Here is a 19,372-nt window from a genome sequence, read left to right as displayed (position 1 = left end):
ACCGGCCGCCTTTTCTCTGATGGCTGGCATTGTTACAATCTCCACCATTCGCCGCACTGCAAGCGGTCCACTCTGAAGAAAGAGATAACATCAATGAAAATCGGCATTATTGGCGCGATGGAACAGGAAGTCGCTTTCCTGAAAGACCAGTTAGACAACTGCGAAGTTCTGAAAAAAGGCGGTTGTACGTTTTACACCGGCAGCCTGAACGGTGCAGACGTTGTCCTGCTGCAATCCGGGATTGGTAAGGTTGCCGCTGCAGTCGGCACCGCAGTACTGCTGGAAATCTTTGAGCCGGATGTCGTGCTCAATACCGGTTCAGCCGGTGGTTTCGATGCCAGCCTGAATGTGGGTGATGTGGTGATCTCCACTGAAGTCCGTTATCACGATGCCGATGTCACGGCATTTGGCTATGAAATCGGCCAGATGGCCCAGCAACCTGCGGCATTCCTGTCCGATGAAAAACTGATGCAGACAGCTGAGCAGGCGCTTGCCCAGCTCGATACAGAAACCCATGCGGTTCGCGGACTGATCTGCACCGGTGATGCTTTCGTGTGCAGCGCTGAGCAACAGCAACGTATCCGCACCCACTTCCCTCAGGTGGTTGCCGTAGAAATGGAAGCCGCGGCTATCGCACAAGCCTGTCACCAGTTCAACGTGCCTTTTGTTGTGGTGCGTGCGATTTCCGATGTCGCGGATAAAGAGTCTCCGATGAGCTTCGAAGAATTCCTGCCACTGGCGGCGAAAAGCTCTTCTGCCATGGTAGTGAAAATGACGGAGCTGCTGAACCGCTCATGAATGAAATGCTCGCGCTCCTCAATCAGCATCCGACCCTGCTGGCGATGTGGGGGGCGCTGGCATTACACTGGCTGCTGCCTGTTCCGGCCAGCATCCATCCCCTTCATACCTGGCAGCAAATTGCAGTTCAGCTCGCACTCCGAGTGAATAAAGACACCGACACGCCCCGCCAGCGCACCTTATCCGGGCTTCTGGCCTGGTCACTGATGTGGATGACGGTGCTGATCCTGCTGATCGCTTTTTATCAACTGGTCTGGTTTGACAGCCTCTTTCATCTGGTGCTGCTTTGGGTGGCACTGGGCTGGAAGGAAAGCCATCGTTTCAGTCAGACATTCATTCAGGCCCACAGCCGGGAAGATAAATCCGTCTGCCGGGAGCAACTGGCACTGGCCCTGAACCGGAAAACCGATAATCTCTCTTTGCTTGGTCTCGGCAAAGCCTGTGCTGAAACCCAATTACTCAGCTATGGCCGTCAGGTGGCTGCCGTGCTGTTCTGGTTCGCGATGGCAGGCGGATTCGGTGCTATTCTCTACCGGCTGGCTGTCAGTCTGGCCCGTAGCTGGTCACCGAGCCGCAGCCAGTATCAGTACTTTGGTTTACCCGCGGTACGGATTCTGGCAGCGCTGGATATCGTCCCGCTGCGTTTGCTGGCCGTAGTTGTCAGCCTGGGCAAGAACAGTCAGGCCGCTTTCCGGGGACTACGTGAACAAGGCGAGAACTGGCAGTTGCCGGGACCGGGCTGGTTACTGACAGCCACCGGCCACAAACTTCAGCTGGCGCTGGGTGGCCCGGCTATCTACGATACCACGAAGCTGGAACGACCGCGTTTGGGTGGCCGTATTGCCCCGGCCGCGCTGCATCTGTCTCAGATTGACCGTCTGCTCCAGCAGCGGCTGTGGTGCTGGGTGGCCGCGCAGAGCCTGATGATGTTTCTGATGGGGAGCCTGCTGTGAAACATCTTGTCCTGATATTGATCGGTCTGATACCGCTCGTGGTTCAGGCTGCCGAGACAAAACCTCAGCGTATTATCAGCCTTGCCCCGCATACCACGGAGCTGGCTTATGCTGCCGGTCTGGGCGATAAACTGATCGCCGCCAGCGATTACAGTGATTACCCGCCTCAGGCACTGGCGCTGGAACGGGTTGCCAATTACCGGGGCATCAAACTGGAACGCATTCTGGCGCTCAAGCCGGATCTGGTACTGGCGTGGAAAGGCGGGAATCCGCCAAGAGAAATGGAAAAACTGGAACAGCTTGGTATCCGGATCTTCTACTCGCATCCAGCCAGTCTCGCCGCGATTGCGGACACACTGGAAACACTGGGACAGTTTGCCGATGACCCGTCTGTAGCGCAGCGTGCCGCCGGCGATTTCCGGCAAACACTGACGCAACTGGAACAGGCGTATCGCCATCAACCGCCGGTGCGTTATTTTTACCAGCTGGCGAGCTCACCGCTGATGTCGATGTCCGGCAACAGCTGGCCCAGCCAGGTTTTCAGCGTCTGTGGCGGAGAGAACATTTTTGCCGACAGCCCGGTCGCTTACCCGCAGGTCTCAAAAGAGCAGGTGATCGTCCGCCAGCCGGAAGCCATGTTTGCCGCCTTCGGCAGTGCCGGTCCGGATCCGCAGGTCTTCAGTCTGTGGCAGTCCTGGCGGAAGCAAATCCCAGCAATGCGACGTCAGCAGCTTTATCAGGTGGAAGTCGACTGGCTCAACAGGCCGACGCCGCGCGCCTTGCTGGCTGCAAAAACCATCTGTAAGCAACTGGATGAAGTGCGTCACCGGGCAACCAAATAGGGTGTGAAAGAGCTCACAAAGCCAGCGTAATCGGTTGTACGTATTACATTAGGCCGTACAATCTCTGCCGCTTTGACTGTGGTGTGGTCAGCCAGAACACCACAGCCTGTTCATACTGGCTATTCGCAGAGGCGTTATGCTGATTTACTCTCTTGATATGTTTGGCACTGCCATTTTTGCCATCTCCGGTGTCCTGCTTGCCGGGCGACTGAGAATGGACCCCTTCGGTGTCGTGGTGCTGGCCAGTGTGACTGCCATCGGCGGCGGGACGATCCGTGACATGGCCCTGGGTGCGACCCCGGTATTCTGGATCACAGACACCAACTATCTGTGGGTGATATTCGGTACCTGCCTGCTGTCAATGCTGGCGATTCAAAACCCGCGGAAAATGCCGTGGTACTTTCTGCCTGTCGCTGATGCCATCGGCCTGGCCGTTTTTGTCGCGATCGGTGTCGAAAAAGCCCTTCGTTTCGGCGCTTCTCCCATGGTCGCCGTGATTATGGGCGTGATCACGGGTTGCGGCGGCGGGGTGATCCGTGACGTTCTGGCCCGCGAAGTGCCCATGGTGCTGAGAACCGAAGTGTATGCCACGGCCTGTATTCTCGGCGGGGTTGTTCACACCCTGGGTCTGTATCTCGGGCTGGAAACCGCTGTTGCCAGTATCGGCGGGATTGTCACGACCCTCTCAATCCGTCTGGCCGCTATTCGCTGGCACCTGTCACTGCCAACCTTTTCGCTCCGGCACAACTGACCTGCAGCAATCAGTTTGCGGGACTGCGCTTGCGAAATAACCAAATCAGCAATGCCAGTCCCGCAATCACCGCAGCCGCCCAGAAGGCATGCTGATGATGATGGTAAAACAGGCCAATTTGCCCGATCTCTTCATGAAAAAAGGCCGGGCCTAAACCAAACACGGTCAGCCAGATCCCAACCGCCAGGGTATTTCCCATCAAAAAGTGATGTCTGGGCATCTGTGCCATCCCGCAGCCCAGGCACATCAATTGTTTCAGCCCCTCAAGAAAACGGCTGAGCACCAGCCCCATCACCCCGTATTTATCAATAAAGCCATGCACTTTCTCCACCGAGGCTGGCTTGAGCCAACCCCGCTGTTCAACAACATGCGAAAATCTTGAGCCGACCAGATATCCCGCAGTATTCCCTAACCAGCTGGCCGCCCCCGCAACCGCAAGCACCGCCGGTAAAGAAAATGTCCCGCTGACTGAGAGATAGCTTGCGACGATCAGTAAAGACTGACCGGGAGCGGGTATCCCCAGGCCTTCGATTGCGATGGCCAATGCCAGCACGGTATAGCCGTACTCCTGCATGAGTGGTGCCAGCTCCTGTACCAGATTCTGCATGCTGTTCTCCGGGAGTTCCTCTGATGAATGCTTTCCATGCTATACCCATTTCCTGACCTGAGAAAGAGACTGATTAATTAAATAAACAAAAAACTTTACTTAAATGGGTTTCATACTATTATGTAAACAAAATGGTTTACATAATAGAGAATAAACCAAGCCAGGAGGCACCATGAAGCCCTACGTTGAACATGCCAATCTCACCGTCCGTCATCTGGAAAACACGATCCAATTTCTGCAAACCGCAATCCCGGAATTTTCCGTCCGCCATCTGGGTCAGCAACCCACACATCGCTGGTGCCATATCGGCACGGATGAAACCTATCTGGCTTTGCAGGAGGTGGTAGATCGGGATCAAATCGACCGTCATCCCTACCTTGATCTGGGGATCAACCATATCGGTCTGGTCGTGGATGACATCTTGCAGGTGCGTACCCGGTTGCTTGAAGCCGGTTACCGGGAAAATGAGATGGAAACCAGCCACCCCTGGCGTGAGCGGGTTTACTTCTATGATAAGGATGGGATCGAGTGGGAATTCATTCAGTATCTGACGGCCGATCCAGCTTTGCGTCACGACTACAGCTTATAAAATCCGCAGAATAGGAGATCCCGACATGTATCATCCCATCCGCCCCGAATGCCTGACCCTGATTCAGCAGGGCCTGCAATTTGATCCGCTGTATGGCCCAGAACTGTCCAACCATTTGCCAATGGCGCTGATCGCGCTGACTCGCTGTGGGGCCAGTCCGCTTCAGCTGCAGCGCTTTTATCAGCACCACACCCCGAACCTGCAACCCGTCCGGCAACAGGGGCACATACAGGAAACACCCCCTGAATTGGGTGATCGCGATAGTTTTCCGGTGTTTCACCAGCAATTTCGCCAGCAGATCGCAGCTCAGGGGGTAACTCCCACACTGCAGGAATGGCTGCCTGTCTTGCTGCCGGGTCTTGCCGCCAGCGCCTTTCATGCACTCATTCGCCTCAGCTATGCCCTGGAAGCGGATGATGCCGATGAAATTGCCATGGCACTGGCCTACTGGGCCAGCGAATATCAGCCGTTGGGAGCACTGACACTGACAGACCGCTATCAGGCTGAAGAACAGCTGGCGCAGGCTTATCAGCGTTTCCACCACGTTCACATTCAGCCATGGATCATTACTGAACGTATCCGCGAAGTGGTCGCTCATCCGGACTATCGCCCTCTGGCAGCCGTGCCGGACACACTGAATGAAGCAGACATGGCCCGGCTGACCATCGGCTATTATCTGGCCAGCAATGACTTCACCCTGCTCCATGGCGTCACAAGTTTTGATGCCCTGCGACAATTGCTGCCTTATGTTCCGGATCGCCAGCTGGCACTGGCTTACTACTGGCAGGCTTATGTGGCTGCTTTTTGCTCGGCACAGACGCTTCATCCGATATCTTCAACGCCCGTGACTGACATCGAAGCAGACTGGCCGTCGTGGTTCAGTGCTGTCACCGAAATGTCAGATGATCACAAGATCAAACTGGCATACAGCTGCAGCCGCCTGTACCAGGCGTTTCCGTTTGAGGAATATCTGACAGCGATCCGGATGCTGCTGGCCCACCCTGAATCATCATGAATAAAGGAATAACAAATGAAAACAATTGCTCTGGTTTACTACTCCGGCTCAGGTGCGACCCACCAGATGGCTCAGGCGATTGCCGAAGGTGCCAAAACGCAGCCAGGCATTCAGGTCATGAGCTACCGGATTTCTGGCGAGGACATTCATCACGGTCGATTCAATGATCCTGAACTCTTCGCCAGCCTCGAACAGGCCGATGCCATTCTCTTTGGCAGTCCGACCTATATGGGTGGCCCTGCCGCTCAGTTCAAGGCGTTTGCCGATGCCAGCAGCGACAGCTGGAGTGAGCAGGGATGGCGCAACAAACTGGCCGCAGGATTTACCGTCGGCGGCAGCCAGGGCGGCGAGCAGGACTGCACCCTGAATTACCTCGTCACTCTGGCCATGCAGCACGGGATGCTGTGGGTGGGAATGGATATGCCCAATGGTTATGATGACAAGCGAATCAACCCGATGGGGCGTCAGTTAGGCGCCAGTGGTCACACCCCGGCCGGAGAACTCAGTACAGCCGATCGGATGACTGCAAGCCATCTCGGCCAGCGGGTTGCCGGGTTGCTGTATGCTCAGTCCGGTGCAACACACACTGTCGTTCCGGCGCTGGCCTGAGCGTATAAAAAAGGCGCCGCAATGGCGCCTTTCCTCATGTTGGTTCAACCAATTACTTCAGGGTAATCCGGGCGAACTTCCGCTTACCGACCTGATACACTGCCGTACCGGCAGCTGGTTCCAGCTTGGTGTCTTCCACTTTTTCGCCGTCGATCTTCACAGCGCCCTGACGAATCATCCGCAGCGCATCCGAAGTCGAGTTCACCAGATCCGCATCTTTCAGCAAATTGGCAATCGCGGCACCGGCTTCGAATTCAAATTCAGGCATCTCATCCGGCATTGCGCCTTTCTGGAAGCGGTTAATGAAATCCTGTTCTGCCGCATCTGCATCCGCCTCAGAGTGGAAACGGGCAATAATTTCTTTCGCCAGCAGGATCTTCACATCACGCGGGTTACGGCCGTTAGCAATGGCTTGCTTCAACTGCTCGATTTCTTCCAGCGGACGGAATGACAGCAATTCATAGTAGTTCCACATCAGATCATCAGAAATCGACATGATCTTACCAAACATTTCTGTCGGCGCTTCGGCGATACCGATGTAGTTGTTGGCTGACTTTGACATCTTCTTCACGCCGTCCAGACCCACCAGCAACGGCATCGTCAGAACGACCTGAGGTTTCTGACCTTCAGCTTTTTGCAGCTCACGGCCCATCAGCAGGTTGAACTTCTGATCCGTGCCGCCCAGCTCAACGTCTGTTTTCATCGCCACAGAATCGTAGCCTTGCAGCAGCGGGTACATGAATTCGTGAATCGCAATCGGGCGGCCTTCGTTATACCGCTTTTTGAAGTCGTCACGTTCCAGCATACGTGCCACCGTCTGACTCGCAGCCAGGCGGATCATGCCTTCAGCACCCAGATTGGCCAGCCAGGTGGAGTTGAACTCGATTTTGGTTTTCGCAGGATCCAGGATCTTGAACACCTGCTCTTTATAGGTTTCAGCATTGCGCAGAACGTCTTCACGCGTCAGCGGCGGACGCGTGGTATTTTTCCCGGTCGGATCACCGACCATTCCGGTGAAATCACCAATCAGGAAAGTAACCTCATGACCCAGCTCCTGGAAGGCACGCAGCTTATTCAGGATCACGGTATGGCCCAGGTGAATATCCGGCGCTGTCGGATCCGCACCCAGTTTGATGCGCAGAGGACGATTTTCCTTCAGTTTGGCAATCAACTCTTCTTCCGGGATCAGTTCGTCGACCCCGCGCTTAATTTCCGCTAACGCTTGTTCAATGCTGGCCATTCTTGTTCACTCCCACAAAATTGGCATAAAAATGATAAAGGGCAATCTTACTTGAATAGCGATGTTTTTTGAAACCAGTTAGACTTAGGCTTGTCTTATTTTTCACTGATACGCAAAAAACATCATAACTATCATCAAATGCTAATATCAAAATTTTCCCGGCTGCCACGGATGCACCAGATTCTTATCTCCGCCATTAGCGCGGTGACTGTGCTGCTGATGCTGCTGCCGGAACCCGAGGACATGGACCAGCCCGAGCGAAAGTTTGAAATCGGCAAACTTTATCCTCTCGAACTCGATCTCAACGGCCCGCAGCTCAAAGCCAGTGGTGTGACGCCTCCTCTGCTGCCACCGCCGCTCACCTGGACAGAACATGAAATTAAGCCCGGCGAAAGCCTGGCACTGGTCTTCGATAAAGTCGGCCTGAGTCCTGCAACCCTGTACCGCCTGATCAATGCCGATGAAGGCACAAAATCACTGATTACCCTGCGTCCGGGCGACAAACTGCGTTTCGGACTTGATGAAAATAAGGATCTGATTCAGCTGATCCAACCAATCAATGCCACCGAAACCCTCTACATCACGCGCAAAGGCGATACCTTCTATTCGAAAAAAGAAGAAAAGAAAGTCGATACCCAACTGAATTTCGCCCAGGCCGTCATCACCTCCAGCTTCTGGAATGCGGCCACCGATGCGGGCCTGACAGCCAACCAAATCATGGAAATTGCCGGCATTTTTGGCTGGGACATCGACTTCGCACTGGATATCCGTGAAGGCGATACGTTTTCAGTGCTGTTTGAAGAGCGCTATGTCGAAGGCGAGCCAATTGGTCGGGGGAACATTCTGGCGGCTTCCTTTACCAACCTGGGACAGACGTTCACTGCGGTAAGAAACAGCCATGACGGGAAATATTACGACCCGAGCGGTCAGGCCATGCAAAAGGCCTTCCTGCGCTCGCCGGTAAACTTCCGTTACGTAAGTTCCAACTTCAACCCGCGTCGCCTGCATCCGGTCACCGGTAAAGTCAAAGCACACCGGGGAACGGATTACGTCGCGCCAGTGGGAACACCGATCTGGGCCGCCGGTGACGGTGTCGTCATGCAGTCCAGCTATAACCAGTTTAACGGTAATTACGTCTTTATCCGGCACAGCTCGACGTATGTCACCAAATATCTGCACCTGAGCAAACGTCTGGTGAAAACCGGGCAGCGAGTCAAACAGGGACAGACTATCGGTAAACTGGGTCGTTCCGGACGGGTGACCGGTGCACACTTGCACTACGAGTTTCTGGTCAACGGGGTTCACAAAAATCCGCGGACGGTTTCCCTGCCGCAGTCTGAGTCGCTGAAAGGAAAGGCCAAAGCCGCTTTCATCCAGCAGGCAAATGAGCGCATCGAACAGCTCACCCAGTTCCGTCATCTGCTGGCAGCCAATACCAATGCCAGTCTGATCCCGTCGCGGGGCTAAGACTCTGCTATTCGTATAAAAAAGCCGTCACATCTGTGACGGCTTTTTACGATTCAGCGAAAAAGAATTTATTACACGCTGAAAGAAGCACCACAGCCACAGGTCGTCGTGGCATTCGGGTTATTCACAAAGAAACGTGAGCCTTCCAGACCTTCCGTGTAATCCACTGTCCCGCCAATCAGATACTGCAGACTCATCGGGTCGACCACCAGGGTCACACCACTGTTTTCAATGGTGGTATCACCTTCGTTCACCTTCTCGTCAAAAGTGAAACCGTACTGGAAGCCGCTACAGCCACCGCCGGTGATATACACTCGCAGCTTCAGATTCGGGTTTTCTTCTTCCGCGATCAGCGCTTTCACCTTACTCGCTGCAACGTCAGAAAAGTTCAGCGGGATACTGGCATCGCTCATTAGCAACCTCTCAATTCATCATCACTTGGTCATCTGACCTTTATCACGATTATCTAATACCTGACTGCTGCGTTCAAGTATTGACCATCAAGTCTCGAATTTGCTGATCTGCGACAGGAATGGCCTCTCGCCATTGAATTCGCATTTACGTACAATAGCGCCCTTATCACCAAGGATTACAGGAAATAACCATGAGCAAATCGGCTGAATTATTTGCCAAAGCACAACACACCATTCCTGGCGGTGTCAACTCTCCGGTCCGCGCATTTGCCGGCGTCGGCGGCGATCCGCTGTTTATTGAACGTGCCGACGGTGCCTATATTTTTGATGCCGATGGCAAAGCATACATCGACTATGTTGGCTCCTGGGGCCCGATGATCCTTGGCCATAACCATGTAGCGATTCGTGATGCCGTCATCGAAGCCGCCCGTCAGGGTTTGAGCTTCGGTGCACCAACCGAAATGGAAATCACCATGGCAGAACTGGTCTCCAGACTGGTCCCTTCCATGGAGATGGTCCGTATGGTGAGTTCAGGCACAGAAGCCACCATGAGTGCCATTCGTCTGGCCCGTGGCTTTACCGGCCGCGACAAAATTATCAAGTTTGAAGGCTGCTACCACGGCCACGCCGACTGTCTGCTGGTCAAAGCCGGTTCCGGTGCCCTGACCCTGGGTCAGCCAAGTTCTCCGGGCGTTCCGGCGGACTTCGCCAAGCACACCCTGACCTGCGTCTTTAACGATCTGGACTCCGTACGTACTGCTTTTGCAGAACATCCGGAGCAAATCGCCTGTATCATCGTCGAGCCTGTGGCAGGCAACATGAACTGCATCCCGCCGGTCCCGGGCTTCTTGCAAGGCCTGCGTGAGATCTGTGACGAATTCGGCGCACTGCTGATCCTGGACGAGGTCATGACCGGCTTCCGCGTCGCACAAGGCGGTGCTCAGGCATACTACGATGTCAAACCGGATCTGACGACGCTGGGTAAAATCATTGGCGGCGGTATGCCTGTCGGCGCATTCGGCGGCCGTCGTGACGTCATGCAATATATCGCACCGACCGGCCCTGTTTACCAGGCTGGAACCCTGTCCGGTAACCCGGTTGCCATGGCTGCTGGCTACGCCTGTCTGTCTGTCCTGACGCAGGAAGGCAACGAAAAACGTCTGGCCCAGACGACCCAGCATCTGGCTGAAGGCTTCCAGGCCCTGGCTGACAAATACGGCATTCCGCTGGTGACCAATCAGGTTGGTGCCATGTTCGGCTTCTTCTTCACCGATCAGGAAAACGTTCACAACTATCAGGACGTCGCGCGCTGTGACGTGGAACGCTTCAAGCGTTTCTTCAATCTGATGCTGGAGAAAGGCGTCTACCTGGCTCCGTCTGCGTTTGAAGCCTGCTTCACGTCGCTGGCTCACGGCGAAAAAGAGATTCACGCTACGCTGGAAGCGGCGGAATACGCCTTTACAACCCTGGCTGAAGAAGCCAAGTAAGGTTTCATCAGAACACATCCACAAAGGGCAGGTTTCTCCTGCCCTTTTTTATTGCTGCGGATACCGCCCCCCCTTCAGCCCCGCCTAAACAGATTCACTGAACTGATGTCTCTGAAATTTCAAAGAAAGATCAGCTCAGAACATTGCCACCTCCGCAAGCTGATGCAATGATGAAAGAAGTCAAAACAGCTTGAGGACAATCCCGTGCCAAAACCGTTTCAACCCCAGTCACGCCACTGGATGCTCGTTGCCGCATTAGTTCTGGCAGCCTATGCCAGTTACCGGCTGATCGAACCGTATCTGGGACCCATCGTGATGGCCTTTATCATTTCCCTGCTGTTTTATCCGCTTCATGCCCGTATTGAAGGGAAACTGGGACGTCCGAACCGCTCAGCCATTCTGTCCTGCATCATCCTGACTTTCATCATCGTGATCCCGGTCCTGATCGTTTTCGCCTCGATTGTGCAACAGGGTTCGACCTTTTCGAAAGACAGCTATGCCTGGCTGACAAGTGGTGGCCCCAAAGACCTTCTGGCTCATCCTTATGCCCAGACCGCGCTGGATACCCTCAATAAATGGTCGCCGTTTGAAAGTCTGGACGTGCAGTCGATTGTTCAGAAACTGGCTACAGCGGCTTCCAAATTTGGCACTCAGTTGCTGAACATCAGCGCCAAACTGCTGGGCGATGCCACCAACTTTATCCTCAGTTTTATGCTGATGCTGTTCGTGCTGTTTTTCCTGTTGCGTGACCATAAAAAGATCGTATCCACCCTGCGCCATGTGCTGCCGCTGTCCCGCAGCCAGGAAGATGCCCTGCTGACAGAAGTCGAGCAGGTGGCAAAGTCAGCTGTCATGGGTTCGTTTCTGACGGCTCTGGCACAGGGTGTCGCCGGTGGCTTTGCCATGTGGCTGGCAGGATTTCCCGGCTTATTCTGGGGTTCCATGATGGCCTTTGCCTCTTTCATTCCGGTATTCGGTACAGCCTTAATCTGGCTGCCCGCAGCCCTGTATCTGCTGCTGATCAATCAGTGGGAATGGGCCGTATTCCTGGTGGCCTGGGGCATCATTGTGGTTGGATCGATCGACAATTTCGTGCGCCCGTTGCTCATGCAGGGCAATTCGGGGATGAATACCCTGCTGATTTTCTTCTCGATCCTCGGCGGTTTACATCTGTTTGGCCTGATTGGTCTGATTTATGGTCCGATTATTTTCTCAGTGACGCTGGTTCTGTTTAAACTCTATGAAGTAGAGTTCAAAGATTTCCTGGAACAACAGGACAATCAATAATCTGGCTGCCTTTCCATCCGGGCGCTTTTGTGGAACAATTCGCGCCCGGATTCAGAATCACCCACAGAGGCTCTCATGTCTGCCAATGCCGCAACGTTCAGCCCTGCCAGTCAGGTAGTGGCCCGTCAAACCGACTTTTTTACCGATCGTCATGTCCTGGTCGCAGGTGAACTGGACGATCTCTATCCGGTCGAACTGGCAAAAGTTGCTGCCAGTGTGCGCGTGTTTACCACCCACTACGGCCAGCACACAGCCCTGAGCCGCAGCAGCAGAATCAGCAGTCATTTTGGTGCTGAACTGTGTGCCGAAGATGCCAAAGGCGTTGACATGATCCTGCTGTACTGGCCGAAGGCCAAGGCAGAAGCCGAATACTTGCTGGCGATGCTGCTGGCCCGGTGCGGCAAGGACACCGAAATCTGCATTGTGGGCGAAAACCGCAGTGGAGTGCGCAGTGCCGAAAAAATGTTTGCCGCGTATGGTCCGATCAACAAATATGATTCAGCCCGCCGCTGCAGTTTCTTCTGGGGACGTTGCCAGAATGAGGCACCAGCCTTCCAGCTTGATGACTGGTTCCGCAGCTACCCGCTGACGATCGGCGAGCAGACCCTGACCATCCGCTCCTTACCGGGTGTGTTCAGTCATGGCGAGTTCGATCAGGGATCCCTGCTGCTGATCGAGAACCTGCCTGCTCTGTCCGGCCGGGTTCTGGACTTTGGCTGTGGCGCCGGTGTGATTGGTGCGGTGCTAAAAGCCCGCTACCCGGAAATCATGCTGGATTTGGCTGACGTCAGCGCACTGGCCATTGCCTCTGCCCGGGAGACATTCCGCGAAAACCATCTGGAAGGTCACTTTGTTGCCACAGATGTTTATTCCTCACTGCCGGAATCCTATGATTTTCTGATCAGCAACCCGCCTTTCCATGCGGGTCTGAAAACGTTCTATGCAGCCACCGAGCAGTTTATCGAACAGGCACCGGCCCATCTGAACGAAGGCGGTGAACTCGTTATCGTCGCAAACAACTTCCTGCAGTATCCGCCTCTGCTCGAACGTTGCCTGGGCGGCTATAACATTCGTGCGAAAAACAATAAGTTCTCAATTTATCACGCGAAAAAATAATCCGTTGCCCTGCCATTCCTGAGACTGGCGGGGCATCATTTCCGCACTTTTTCCCGCTAAATCCGTCAAAAACGCCAAAATTGTGCCTTGGCACACGCTTCGCAGCAGACTTCCTTGATTGTACAAAAAAACTCAGTATAACCGGGTATTCTGGTGCAACCGCCTTATTCAACCGTCAAAAATACGGCTTTCATTTTGACATCCCGAACCGGGCAAACCGGTTGCATCGCAGACAAATTGGTCAACCGCAGGTCAAAGGTCAGTCAGCAATGCAGAATACCACCCGTTTCAAACGCCTCCAGCATACCCTGATGCTGGCGTTTCTTCTGCTCAGCCTGATCCCGCTCACGCTGTCTTCCCTGTTCTTTCTTCACTCCCACACCCGGGATCTGGCAGAACAGAGCACCAGCCACCTGGCGTCATTGCGAGATAATAAAAGCCAACAACTGGATGCTTTTTTCGCAGCAAAAGAATCTGAAATTCAAAGCTTTATCAGCTCTGAGCTGGCCAATGCCAGCGGGGGCCGTTTTTATGGAATCGTCGGGGCTTTTCGCCAGCTGGGGGATATTCAGCGCCTCAGCAAAGGCGCCAGCCGGGGGGAATATTTTAATCAAACCCTGACCACCCGGCCGCTGTCCGGCCATGTCGATAATACCTCACCAGATTTTATCGTTCAGGAACGCTACCGCCTGATTTATAAACGTTATCACTGGGCATACGAAGCGTATCTCAAACGCTCGGATTTCAGCGATATCCTGCTGGTCGATCTGGACGGTAACGTGGTTTATACCTCGCGCAGTCCGGCGCTGTTTGCCGCCAGCCTCAGTACCGAAACCGCACAGTATCCGGCGCTCAGCCAGACGTTCCGCGATATCCGGACCCTGACGCATCAGTACCGGGAACGCCGGCCGGAGAATTCCCGCCAGCCGCTCAGCGAGCAAAAGTCTGAACAACTGCCTATCGCCTACACCGACTTTGCCGCCGATGAAGACACGGGAGAAGCAACCGCCTGGTTCGCTGCTCCGATCATTCAGCATGGCTACCTGCACAGCTATGCTTTTTTCAAGCTGAGCAACCGGGCGATCGCCGCCGTGATGGCGAACAGCAGCGAAGGCAACCAGTTCGTCCAGACGCTGCTGGTTGGCCCGGATCACAATCTGCGCCTGCCAAATGACGGTCAGCTGCCAGCCCGACTTGCCAGTCCGGGCATAGATCAAGCCCTGTCCGGCAAAACAGGTGTCGGCAGCCTGCTGAACTATAAACAAATCCCAGTTCTGAGTGCCTATGCCCCGATTGATGTACTGGGCAATCCATGGGCGCTGGTGGTGGAATTACCCGAGCAGGAAGCCTTTGCACGTATTCACGAGCTTGAGGAATTTTTCCTTCTGGCGATTCTGGCCGCGGTCATGCTGGTGACCCTGACCGCTCACTGGCTGTCCAACTACATTACGGCGCCCTTACTGCGGTTGACCTGGGCCGCGGAACAGGTTTCGGCTGGCGATCTGGATCAGAAAATCACCTCGACCGACCGACGAGATGAAATTGGCCGCCTGGCAATCAGCTTCGCCCGCATGCAGCGATCCATCCGGGAAAAAATCACCCTGATCCGGGAGCAAAATACCGAACTGGAACAGAATCTGGCCGTCATCCGGCAACAAAATGAAGAGTTACAGACAGCCGACAAGCTGAAAGATGAATTTCTGGCCACCACCTCACATGAACTCCGTACGCCGTTGCACGGGATGGTGGGGATTGCGGAGGCCTTACTGGCCGGGGCAAACGGCCCGATGCAACCCAGCCAGCAACACCAGCTGGACATGATCATCAATAGCGGCCAGCGGCTGACCAAACTGGTCGATGACCTGCTCGACTACCACAAAATGCGCTATGGCGACCTCGACATTCGCCCCCATGCTGTCGATCTGGCTGCGGCCAACCGTCTGGTACTGGAGCTGTCCGCCCACCTGCTGGACAACAAACCGGTCCGGATGATTAACCAGATCCAGCCGGATCTGCCACTGGTTCTGGCCGATGAACAGCGGCTGGAACAGGTGCTTTATAATCTGGTGGGGAATGCCATCAAATATACTTCCGAAGGCAAAATCATTCTCTCCGCCACCGTCCTGGAAAATCAGGTCCGGGTTCAGGTGGTTGATACCGGCCAGGGGATCCCTCCGGAGCAGCTGGAACACATTTTTGAGCCCCTGGTACAGGCCAATACCGGGTCTGCCAACTACCGGCAGGGAGCCGGGCTGGGGCTGTCCATCAGTCGCCAGCTGATTGAGTTGATGGGCGGCAGCCTTTATGTCAGCAGCCAGCCCATGATTGGAACAACCTTCAGCTTTACTCTGCCGTTAGCGACGGAAGCCGATATTGCCCGCAGCCAACCTGCAACCCAGACGCATTTTCAGGCTCCCCGTCAGGAACAAAGCATACTGGAGACAGAAAAACTGCCGGAAAATCCGGATGGCGAACTCTTGCTGGTTGTGGATGACGAGCCGGTGAACCTTCAGGTGGTAACCAGCTTCCTGCGGATTGCCGGTTACCGGGTGATCACCGCAGAAAACGGTGCCCAGGCGCTGAACATCATGGAAAATCAGCAACCTTCGCTGATCCTGCTGGATGTCATGATGCCCGGCATGAACGGATACGAAGTCTGTCAGGAACTGCGGACCCGCTACAGTCTGACGGAACTGCCGATCATTATGCTGTCGGCACTGGGACAGGCCCAGGACAGGGTCAAAGGATTTGAGAGCGGTGCCAACGATTATCTCAGTAAACCCTTTCATAAAGATGAACTCTCAGCCCGAATTCGCGCTCACTTGCAGGCAGCACAGACAGAACGCCAGCGACGTGAAAATCAGGCCCTGCAGCAGGAAATCCGCCACCGTGAACAGGTTCAGGCGGCGCTGCTGGACACCCAGACCCGGCTGCTGGGATTGCTGGAATCCACCAGCGAGGCGATCCTCTGCGCCCGGGAAGACGGCCGTATCCGCTATGCCAATAATGCCGCCGGGCAGCTGTTCCAGCGTGCACCGGCACAGCTGGAACGGTTATCCGTGCAGGATCTCCTGCTGACCCAGTTGCCCGACGATATTGAAAATAACCGTCACTACCGCGGCGAACTCGTCTACCGGATCCAGGACCAGAACCAGACGCTGGCCACCGATTTAATCCAGCTGCCGGCGGAATCCGGTCTCAGTCAGATGTTCATCTTTGACCAGCAGGGCCCCAGCTCCAAGGAACGGATTACGCTGCTGGAAAATGCAGTGGATGTCCTGTCCGGCTTTGCCTCAGACGGTGACAAGCATAATCTGCAGCGGCTTCGCGAACTGGGCGACGAGTTCAGCCAGCTGGCCGATCGCCTGGACCTGTCGCAGCCGGACAAAGCTGATCAGCTGCGCCATCTGCTGGTTGAGGTGATGAAAAACAGTCTGCTGTTCTGGGAAAGTAGCACAGGTAAAACCAAATTTGACCTGGCAGAAGAAAGCGGTCTGTGGCGGGTCTATCTCGACCGCAGCACGCTGCAGACACGCACGCTGGATAAGTACCTGCATCTCGAGACCCTGCCGAAAACACCGCGCTGGCGAACGGTCCTGAACACGCTGGATTTTGTTCTGGAACGATGTCCGCAGGCCAGTGCTGAAAGAGATAACATCGTAGAGATGCGAAACCGTCTGCAGCTGATGATCAGCCAGTAACTGAATCACAGTTCCCGGTATCAGCGCATTCGATGTCCTTCTGCTCAGCAGGGCCTTTCCGACGATTGATTTGAACCTGGCTCTGTCTTTCCTGCGCTGTCATTCCAGCGCAGGCATCCATTCATTTCTGTGCCCCAAATGCTGCACACCCCTCTGGAAAACATTTCAAACTGTACCGCAACTTAATTCTCCCGCTGAAAAATAGCCCCGTTTTTGCCACAACAACATGGATAAATAACCACCACTCACTGATGAAGAAATCGACTTTTTCAGGGATGTCATGGCCAACTTAATGACAAAATTCATGATATGAGACGTCAATCACAACAAAACCTTCACAAAAAATTTCCGTTTGAAAATAAGCACTTTTCTCCGGCTAAAAGAGCCTCCCTAAAAAATAGAAAACTTCAAAAAACCTGATAATTAAACACAAAACAGGATAGTAAATACTTACAAACTTCTTATTCTGACCGCGTCATTCTAATGAAAAACAGAAAGACCACAGGTAAAATCAGCGCCGATTTTTACGGTTTTAACGGCACACGACAGCGTTTTGACGTTTTTAACGTGCAATGCAATTGACGAAAATCCGCTGAGGACGTTTCCTTAAGGGCACTGAATGTCCACAGGCCATCTGAACTGGTCGCGTTACTCAACCAGCACAGAGTGGATAAACAGCCTCCGCCACAGAAGGAAGGAGGAACCTAAGTGATGCAAAAACCCTACAAAGCAAAGAGTAAGGAACAGCTATGCTTGCCAACATAAAGAAAACAAAGATAACACTTGCCATCCTGGCTGCCGCTGCAGCTGCTATGACTTCTCCTGCGATGAGTGCAGATCGCAGTGAGCTAACCATCGTCCCGGATTTCTATCCGACGCTGGTTCGTAACTTCAACCCTTATCTGCAAACCAACCTGCGCACCACAACAGACTTCGTTTTCGAGCAACTGGTGGTTTTCAACCAAATGCACGGCAACGAGCCGGTGATGCGTCTGGCAAAAGATTTCTATATGTCTGACGACCTGTTGCAGGTCACTTACGTCATCCGTGACGGCGTGAAATGGTCAGACGGTACTCCGTTTACTGCCAAAGACATTGCCTTCACTTATGACCTGCTGAAGAAGCATCCGGCACTGGATCAGCGCGGTATCATCAAGTGGGTGAAAGACGTCAGGATTAACGGCAATAAAATCACCTTCGATCTGACTGAAGCCAACTCCAACGTACCTTACGAAATGTCTTTCGTACCTGTGGTCCCGGAGCATATCTGGAGCAAGGTGAAAGAGCCGGAGACTTTTGCCAACGAAAACCCGGTCGGTACCGGTCCGTTTACAGAAATCGACACCTTCACGCCACAACTGTACATTCAATGCCGCAACCCGCATTACTGGGATAACGCAAGCCTGAATATCGACTGTATCCGGATGCCGCAGATTGCCAACAACGACCAGTTGCTGAGCAAGGTCATTGCGTCTGAGCTGGACTGGACCTCTTCGTTCATCCCGGATATCGACAGCACCTATGCTGCAGCCAACCCGAACCACAAATACTGGTATCCGGCTGCGGGGACTCAGGCCTACATGCTGAACTTCAAATCGCCAAAAGCGGGCAACAACGAAGCGATCAACAATGTTGATTTCCGCCGCGCCTTCTCCATGGCGATTGACCGTCAGACCATTATTGATATCGCTTTCTACGGCAACGGTACACCAAACCATTATGCTTCTGGCTTGGGTGACGGGTTCAAAGCCTGGTCTGACAAAGCGGTGTATAACCAGTACAAGCAATACAACACCTACAGTCTTGAAGGTTCAAAAGCACTGCTGAAAAAAGCTGGTTTCAAAGACATTGACGGTGACGGTTTTGTCGAAACGCCGACCGGGAAGAAAATTGAGCTGGATATTCAGTCGCCCAATGGCTGGACCGACTTCAACAACACCGTTCAGCTGACTGTCGAGCAGTTACAGGAAGTCGGGATCAAAGCCAATGCGCGTACCCCTGACTTCGCGGTGTATAATGAAGCCATGCTGAAAGGCAGCTACGATGTGGCTTACACCAACTACTTCAACGGTGCCGATCCGCACCTGTACTGGAACAGTGGTTTCAACTCCCGCCTGCAGAGTGAAGGCAACCCGCGCTTTGCGATGCACTTCTACAAGAATGCAGAACTGGACCAGCTGCTGGACGGTTTCTACAAAACTGCGGATAAGAAAAAGCAAATGGCAATGGCACACAAGATCCAGAAAATCATTGCTGAAAATCAGGTGACTATTCCTGTGATGTCCAGTGCTGACATGTTCCAGTACAACACCTCGAATTTCACGGGCTGGTGGAACGAGCAGAATCCAAAAGGCCGTCCAATGGTCTGGGCCGGTATTCCGGAGCGTCTGTTACAAGTGCTAGACCTGAAACCAAAATCATAATTATTGCTTCATTTGCGGTGCGCCTTCTGCGCACCGCCTCTTCCCCCACACTGTTTGAGAGTATGGCGCGAGAC

16 protein-coding genes are annotated in these 19,372 nt (G+C 53.9%); 13 read left to right on the top strand and 3 right to left on the bottom strand.

What is annotated here, in order from left to right; translation table 11 throughout:
* The first annotated feature begins 93 nt into the window (after nucleotides 1-93).
* From mtnN to ACYP03_RS08420, 4 genes are all read left to right on the top strand, one after another.
* Nucleotides 94-798 (top strand): 5'-methylthioadenosine/S-adenosylhomocysteine nucleosidase, encoded by a 705-nt coding sequence (gene mtnN, locus ACYP03_RS08435; RefSeq protein ID WP_248141413.1) that lies wholly within the window; start codon nucleotides 94-96, stop codon nucleotides 796-798.
* The gene (locus ACYP03_RS08430) at nucleotides 795-1,751 is read left to right on the top strand and encodes a cobalamin biosynthesis family protein (RefSeq protein WP_459779230.1); all 957 of its coding nucleotides are present in this window, start codon (nucleotides 795-797) and stop codon (nucleotides 1,749-1,751) included. The genes mtnN and ACYP03_RS08430 overlap by 4 nt, the downstream gene beginning before the upstream one ends.
* Entirely contained in the window at nucleotides 1,748-2,593 is an 846-nt protein-coding gene (btuF, locus tag ACYP03_RS08425) for a vitamin B12 ABC transporter substrate-binding protein BtuF (protein ID WP_459779229.1), read from the top strand. Before ACYP03_RS08430 ends, btuF begins: the two co-directional genes overlap by 4 nt.
* A 136-nt stretch (nucleotides 2,594-2,729) precedes the next feature.
* Entirely contained in the window at nucleotides 2,730-3,344 is a 615-nt protein-coding gene (locus ACYP03_RS08420) for a TRIC cation channel family protein (protein ID WP_248141416.1), read from the top strand.
* Between the two features lie 10 nt (nucleotides 3,345-3,354).
* On the opposite strand, the gene ACYP03_RS08415 is transcribed toward ACYP03_RS08420, so the two are convergent.
* Nucleotides 3,355-3,951 (bottom strand): DedA family protein, encoded by a 597-nt coding sequence (locus ACYP03_RS08415; RefSeq protein WP_248141417.1) that lies wholly within the window; start codon nucleotides 3,949-3,951, stop codon nucleotides 3,355-3,357.
* Nucleotides 3,952-4,123: 172 nt separating this feature from the next.
* Here ACYP03_RS08415 and ACYP03_RS08410 point away from each other — a divergent pair, with 172 nt between their 5' ends.
* Genes ACYP03_RS08410 through ACYP03_RS08400 form a run of 3 tightly spaced genes read left to right on the top strand, consistent with a single transcriptional unit; the run spans nucleotide 4,124 to nucleotide 6,164 of the window.
* Complete coding sequence (locus tag ACYP03_RS08410) at nucleotides 4,124-4,540, top strand: VOC family protein (RefSeq protein WP_248141418.1); 417 nt, start codon at nucleotides 4,124-4,126, stop codon at nucleotides 4,538-4,540.
* Between the two features lie 25 nt (nucleotides 4,541-4,565).
* Entirely contained in the window at nucleotides 4,566-5,555 is a 990-nt protein-coding gene (locus ACYP03_RS08405; protein ID WP_459779228.1) for a questin oxidase family protein, read from the top strand.
* 15 nt (nucleotides 5,556-5,570) lie between these two features.
* Nucleotides 5,571-6,164 (top strand): flavodoxin family protein, encoded by a 594-nt coding sequence (locus tag ACYP03_RS08400; protein WP_330960493.1) that lies wholly within the window; start codon nucleotides 5,571-5,573, stop codon nucleotides 6,162-6,164.
* A gap of 52 nt (nucleotides 6,165-6,216) precedes the next feature.
* On the opposite strand, the gene tyrS is transcribed toward ACYP03_RS08400, so the two are convergent.
* Nucleotides 6,217-7,404, bottom strand: coding sequence for a tyrosine--tRNA ligase (gene tyrS / locus ACYP03_RS08395; RefSeq protein WP_248141421.1), 1,188 nt, complete (start codon nucleotides 7,402-7,404; stop codon nucleotides 6,217-6,219).
* A gap of 138 nt (nucleotides 7,405-7,542) precedes the next feature.
* Here tyrS and ACYP03_RS08390 point away from each other — a divergent pair, with 138 nt between their 5' ends.
* Entirely contained in the window at nucleotides 7,543-8,871 is a 1,329-nt protein-coding gene (locus ACYP03_RS08390; RefSeq protein WP_459779227.1) for a peptidoglycan DD-metalloendopeptidase family protein, read from the top strand.
* Nucleotides 8,872-8,942: 71 nt separating this feature from the next.
* Here the strand turns inward: ACYP03_RS08390 and erpA are convergent, their stop codons facing one another.
* The gene (gene erpA / locus ACYP03_RS08385; RefSeq protein WP_248141423.1) at nucleotides 8,943-9,284 is read right to left on the bottom strand and encodes an iron-sulfur cluster insertion protein ErpA; all 342 of its coding nucleotides are present in this window, start codon (nucleotides 9,282-9,284) and stop codon (nucleotides 8,943-8,945) included.
* A 191-nt stretch (nucleotides 9,285-9,475) separates the two neighbouring features.
* On the opposite strand from erpA, the gene hemL reads away from it, so the two are divergent.
* From hemL to ACYP03_RS08360, 5 genes are all read left to right on the top strand, one after another.
* Complete coding sequence (gene hemL, locus ACYP03_RS08380; protein WP_459779226.1) at nucleotides 9,476-10,771, top strand: glutamate-1-semialdehyde 2,1-aminomutase; 1,296 nt, start codon at nucleotides 9,476-9,478, stop codon at nucleotides 10,769-10,771.
* 204 nt (nucleotides 10,772-10,975) lie between these two features.
* Nucleotides 10,976-12,058, top strand: coding sequence for an AI-2E family transporter (locus ACYP03_RS08375; protein ID WP_459779225.1), 1,083 nt, complete (start codon nucleotides 10,976-10,978; stop codon nucleotides 12,056-12,058).
* A 75-nt stretch (nucleotides 12,059-12,133) separates the two neighbouring features.
* Nucleotides 12,134-13,174 carry a 16S rRNA (guanine(1207)-N(2))-methyltransferase RsmC gene (gene rsmC / locus ACYP03_RS08370; protein WP_459779224.1) on the top strand — a complete coding sequence of 347 codons (1,041 nt, stop codon included), beginning with the start codon at nucleotides 12,134-12,136 and terminating at the stop codon, nucleotides 13,172-13,174.
* Between the two features lie 269 nt (nucleotides 13,175-13,443).
* Nucleotides 13,444-16,875, top strand: a complete 3,432-nt coding sequence (locus ACYP03_RS08365) for a response regulator (RefSeq protein ID WP_459779223.1) — start codon at nucleotides 13,444-13,446, stop codon at nucleotides 16,873-16,875.
* 749 nt (nucleotides 16,876-17,624) lie between these two features.
* On the top strand, nucleotides 17,625-19,298 hold the full coding sequence (locus ACYP03_RS08360) for an ABC transporter substrate-binding protein (protein ID WP_459779222.1): 1,674 nt from the start codon (nucleotides 17,625-17,627) through the stop codon (nucleotides 19,296-19,298).
* The last annotated feature ends 74 nt before the right edge of the window (nucleotides 19,299-19,372 follow it).

It is taken from the genome of Photobacterium sp. R1 (assembly GCF_054600795.1).
Note: the sequence above shows the minus strand (reverse complement) of the source record. Positions and strands in the feature narration are given on the sequence as shown.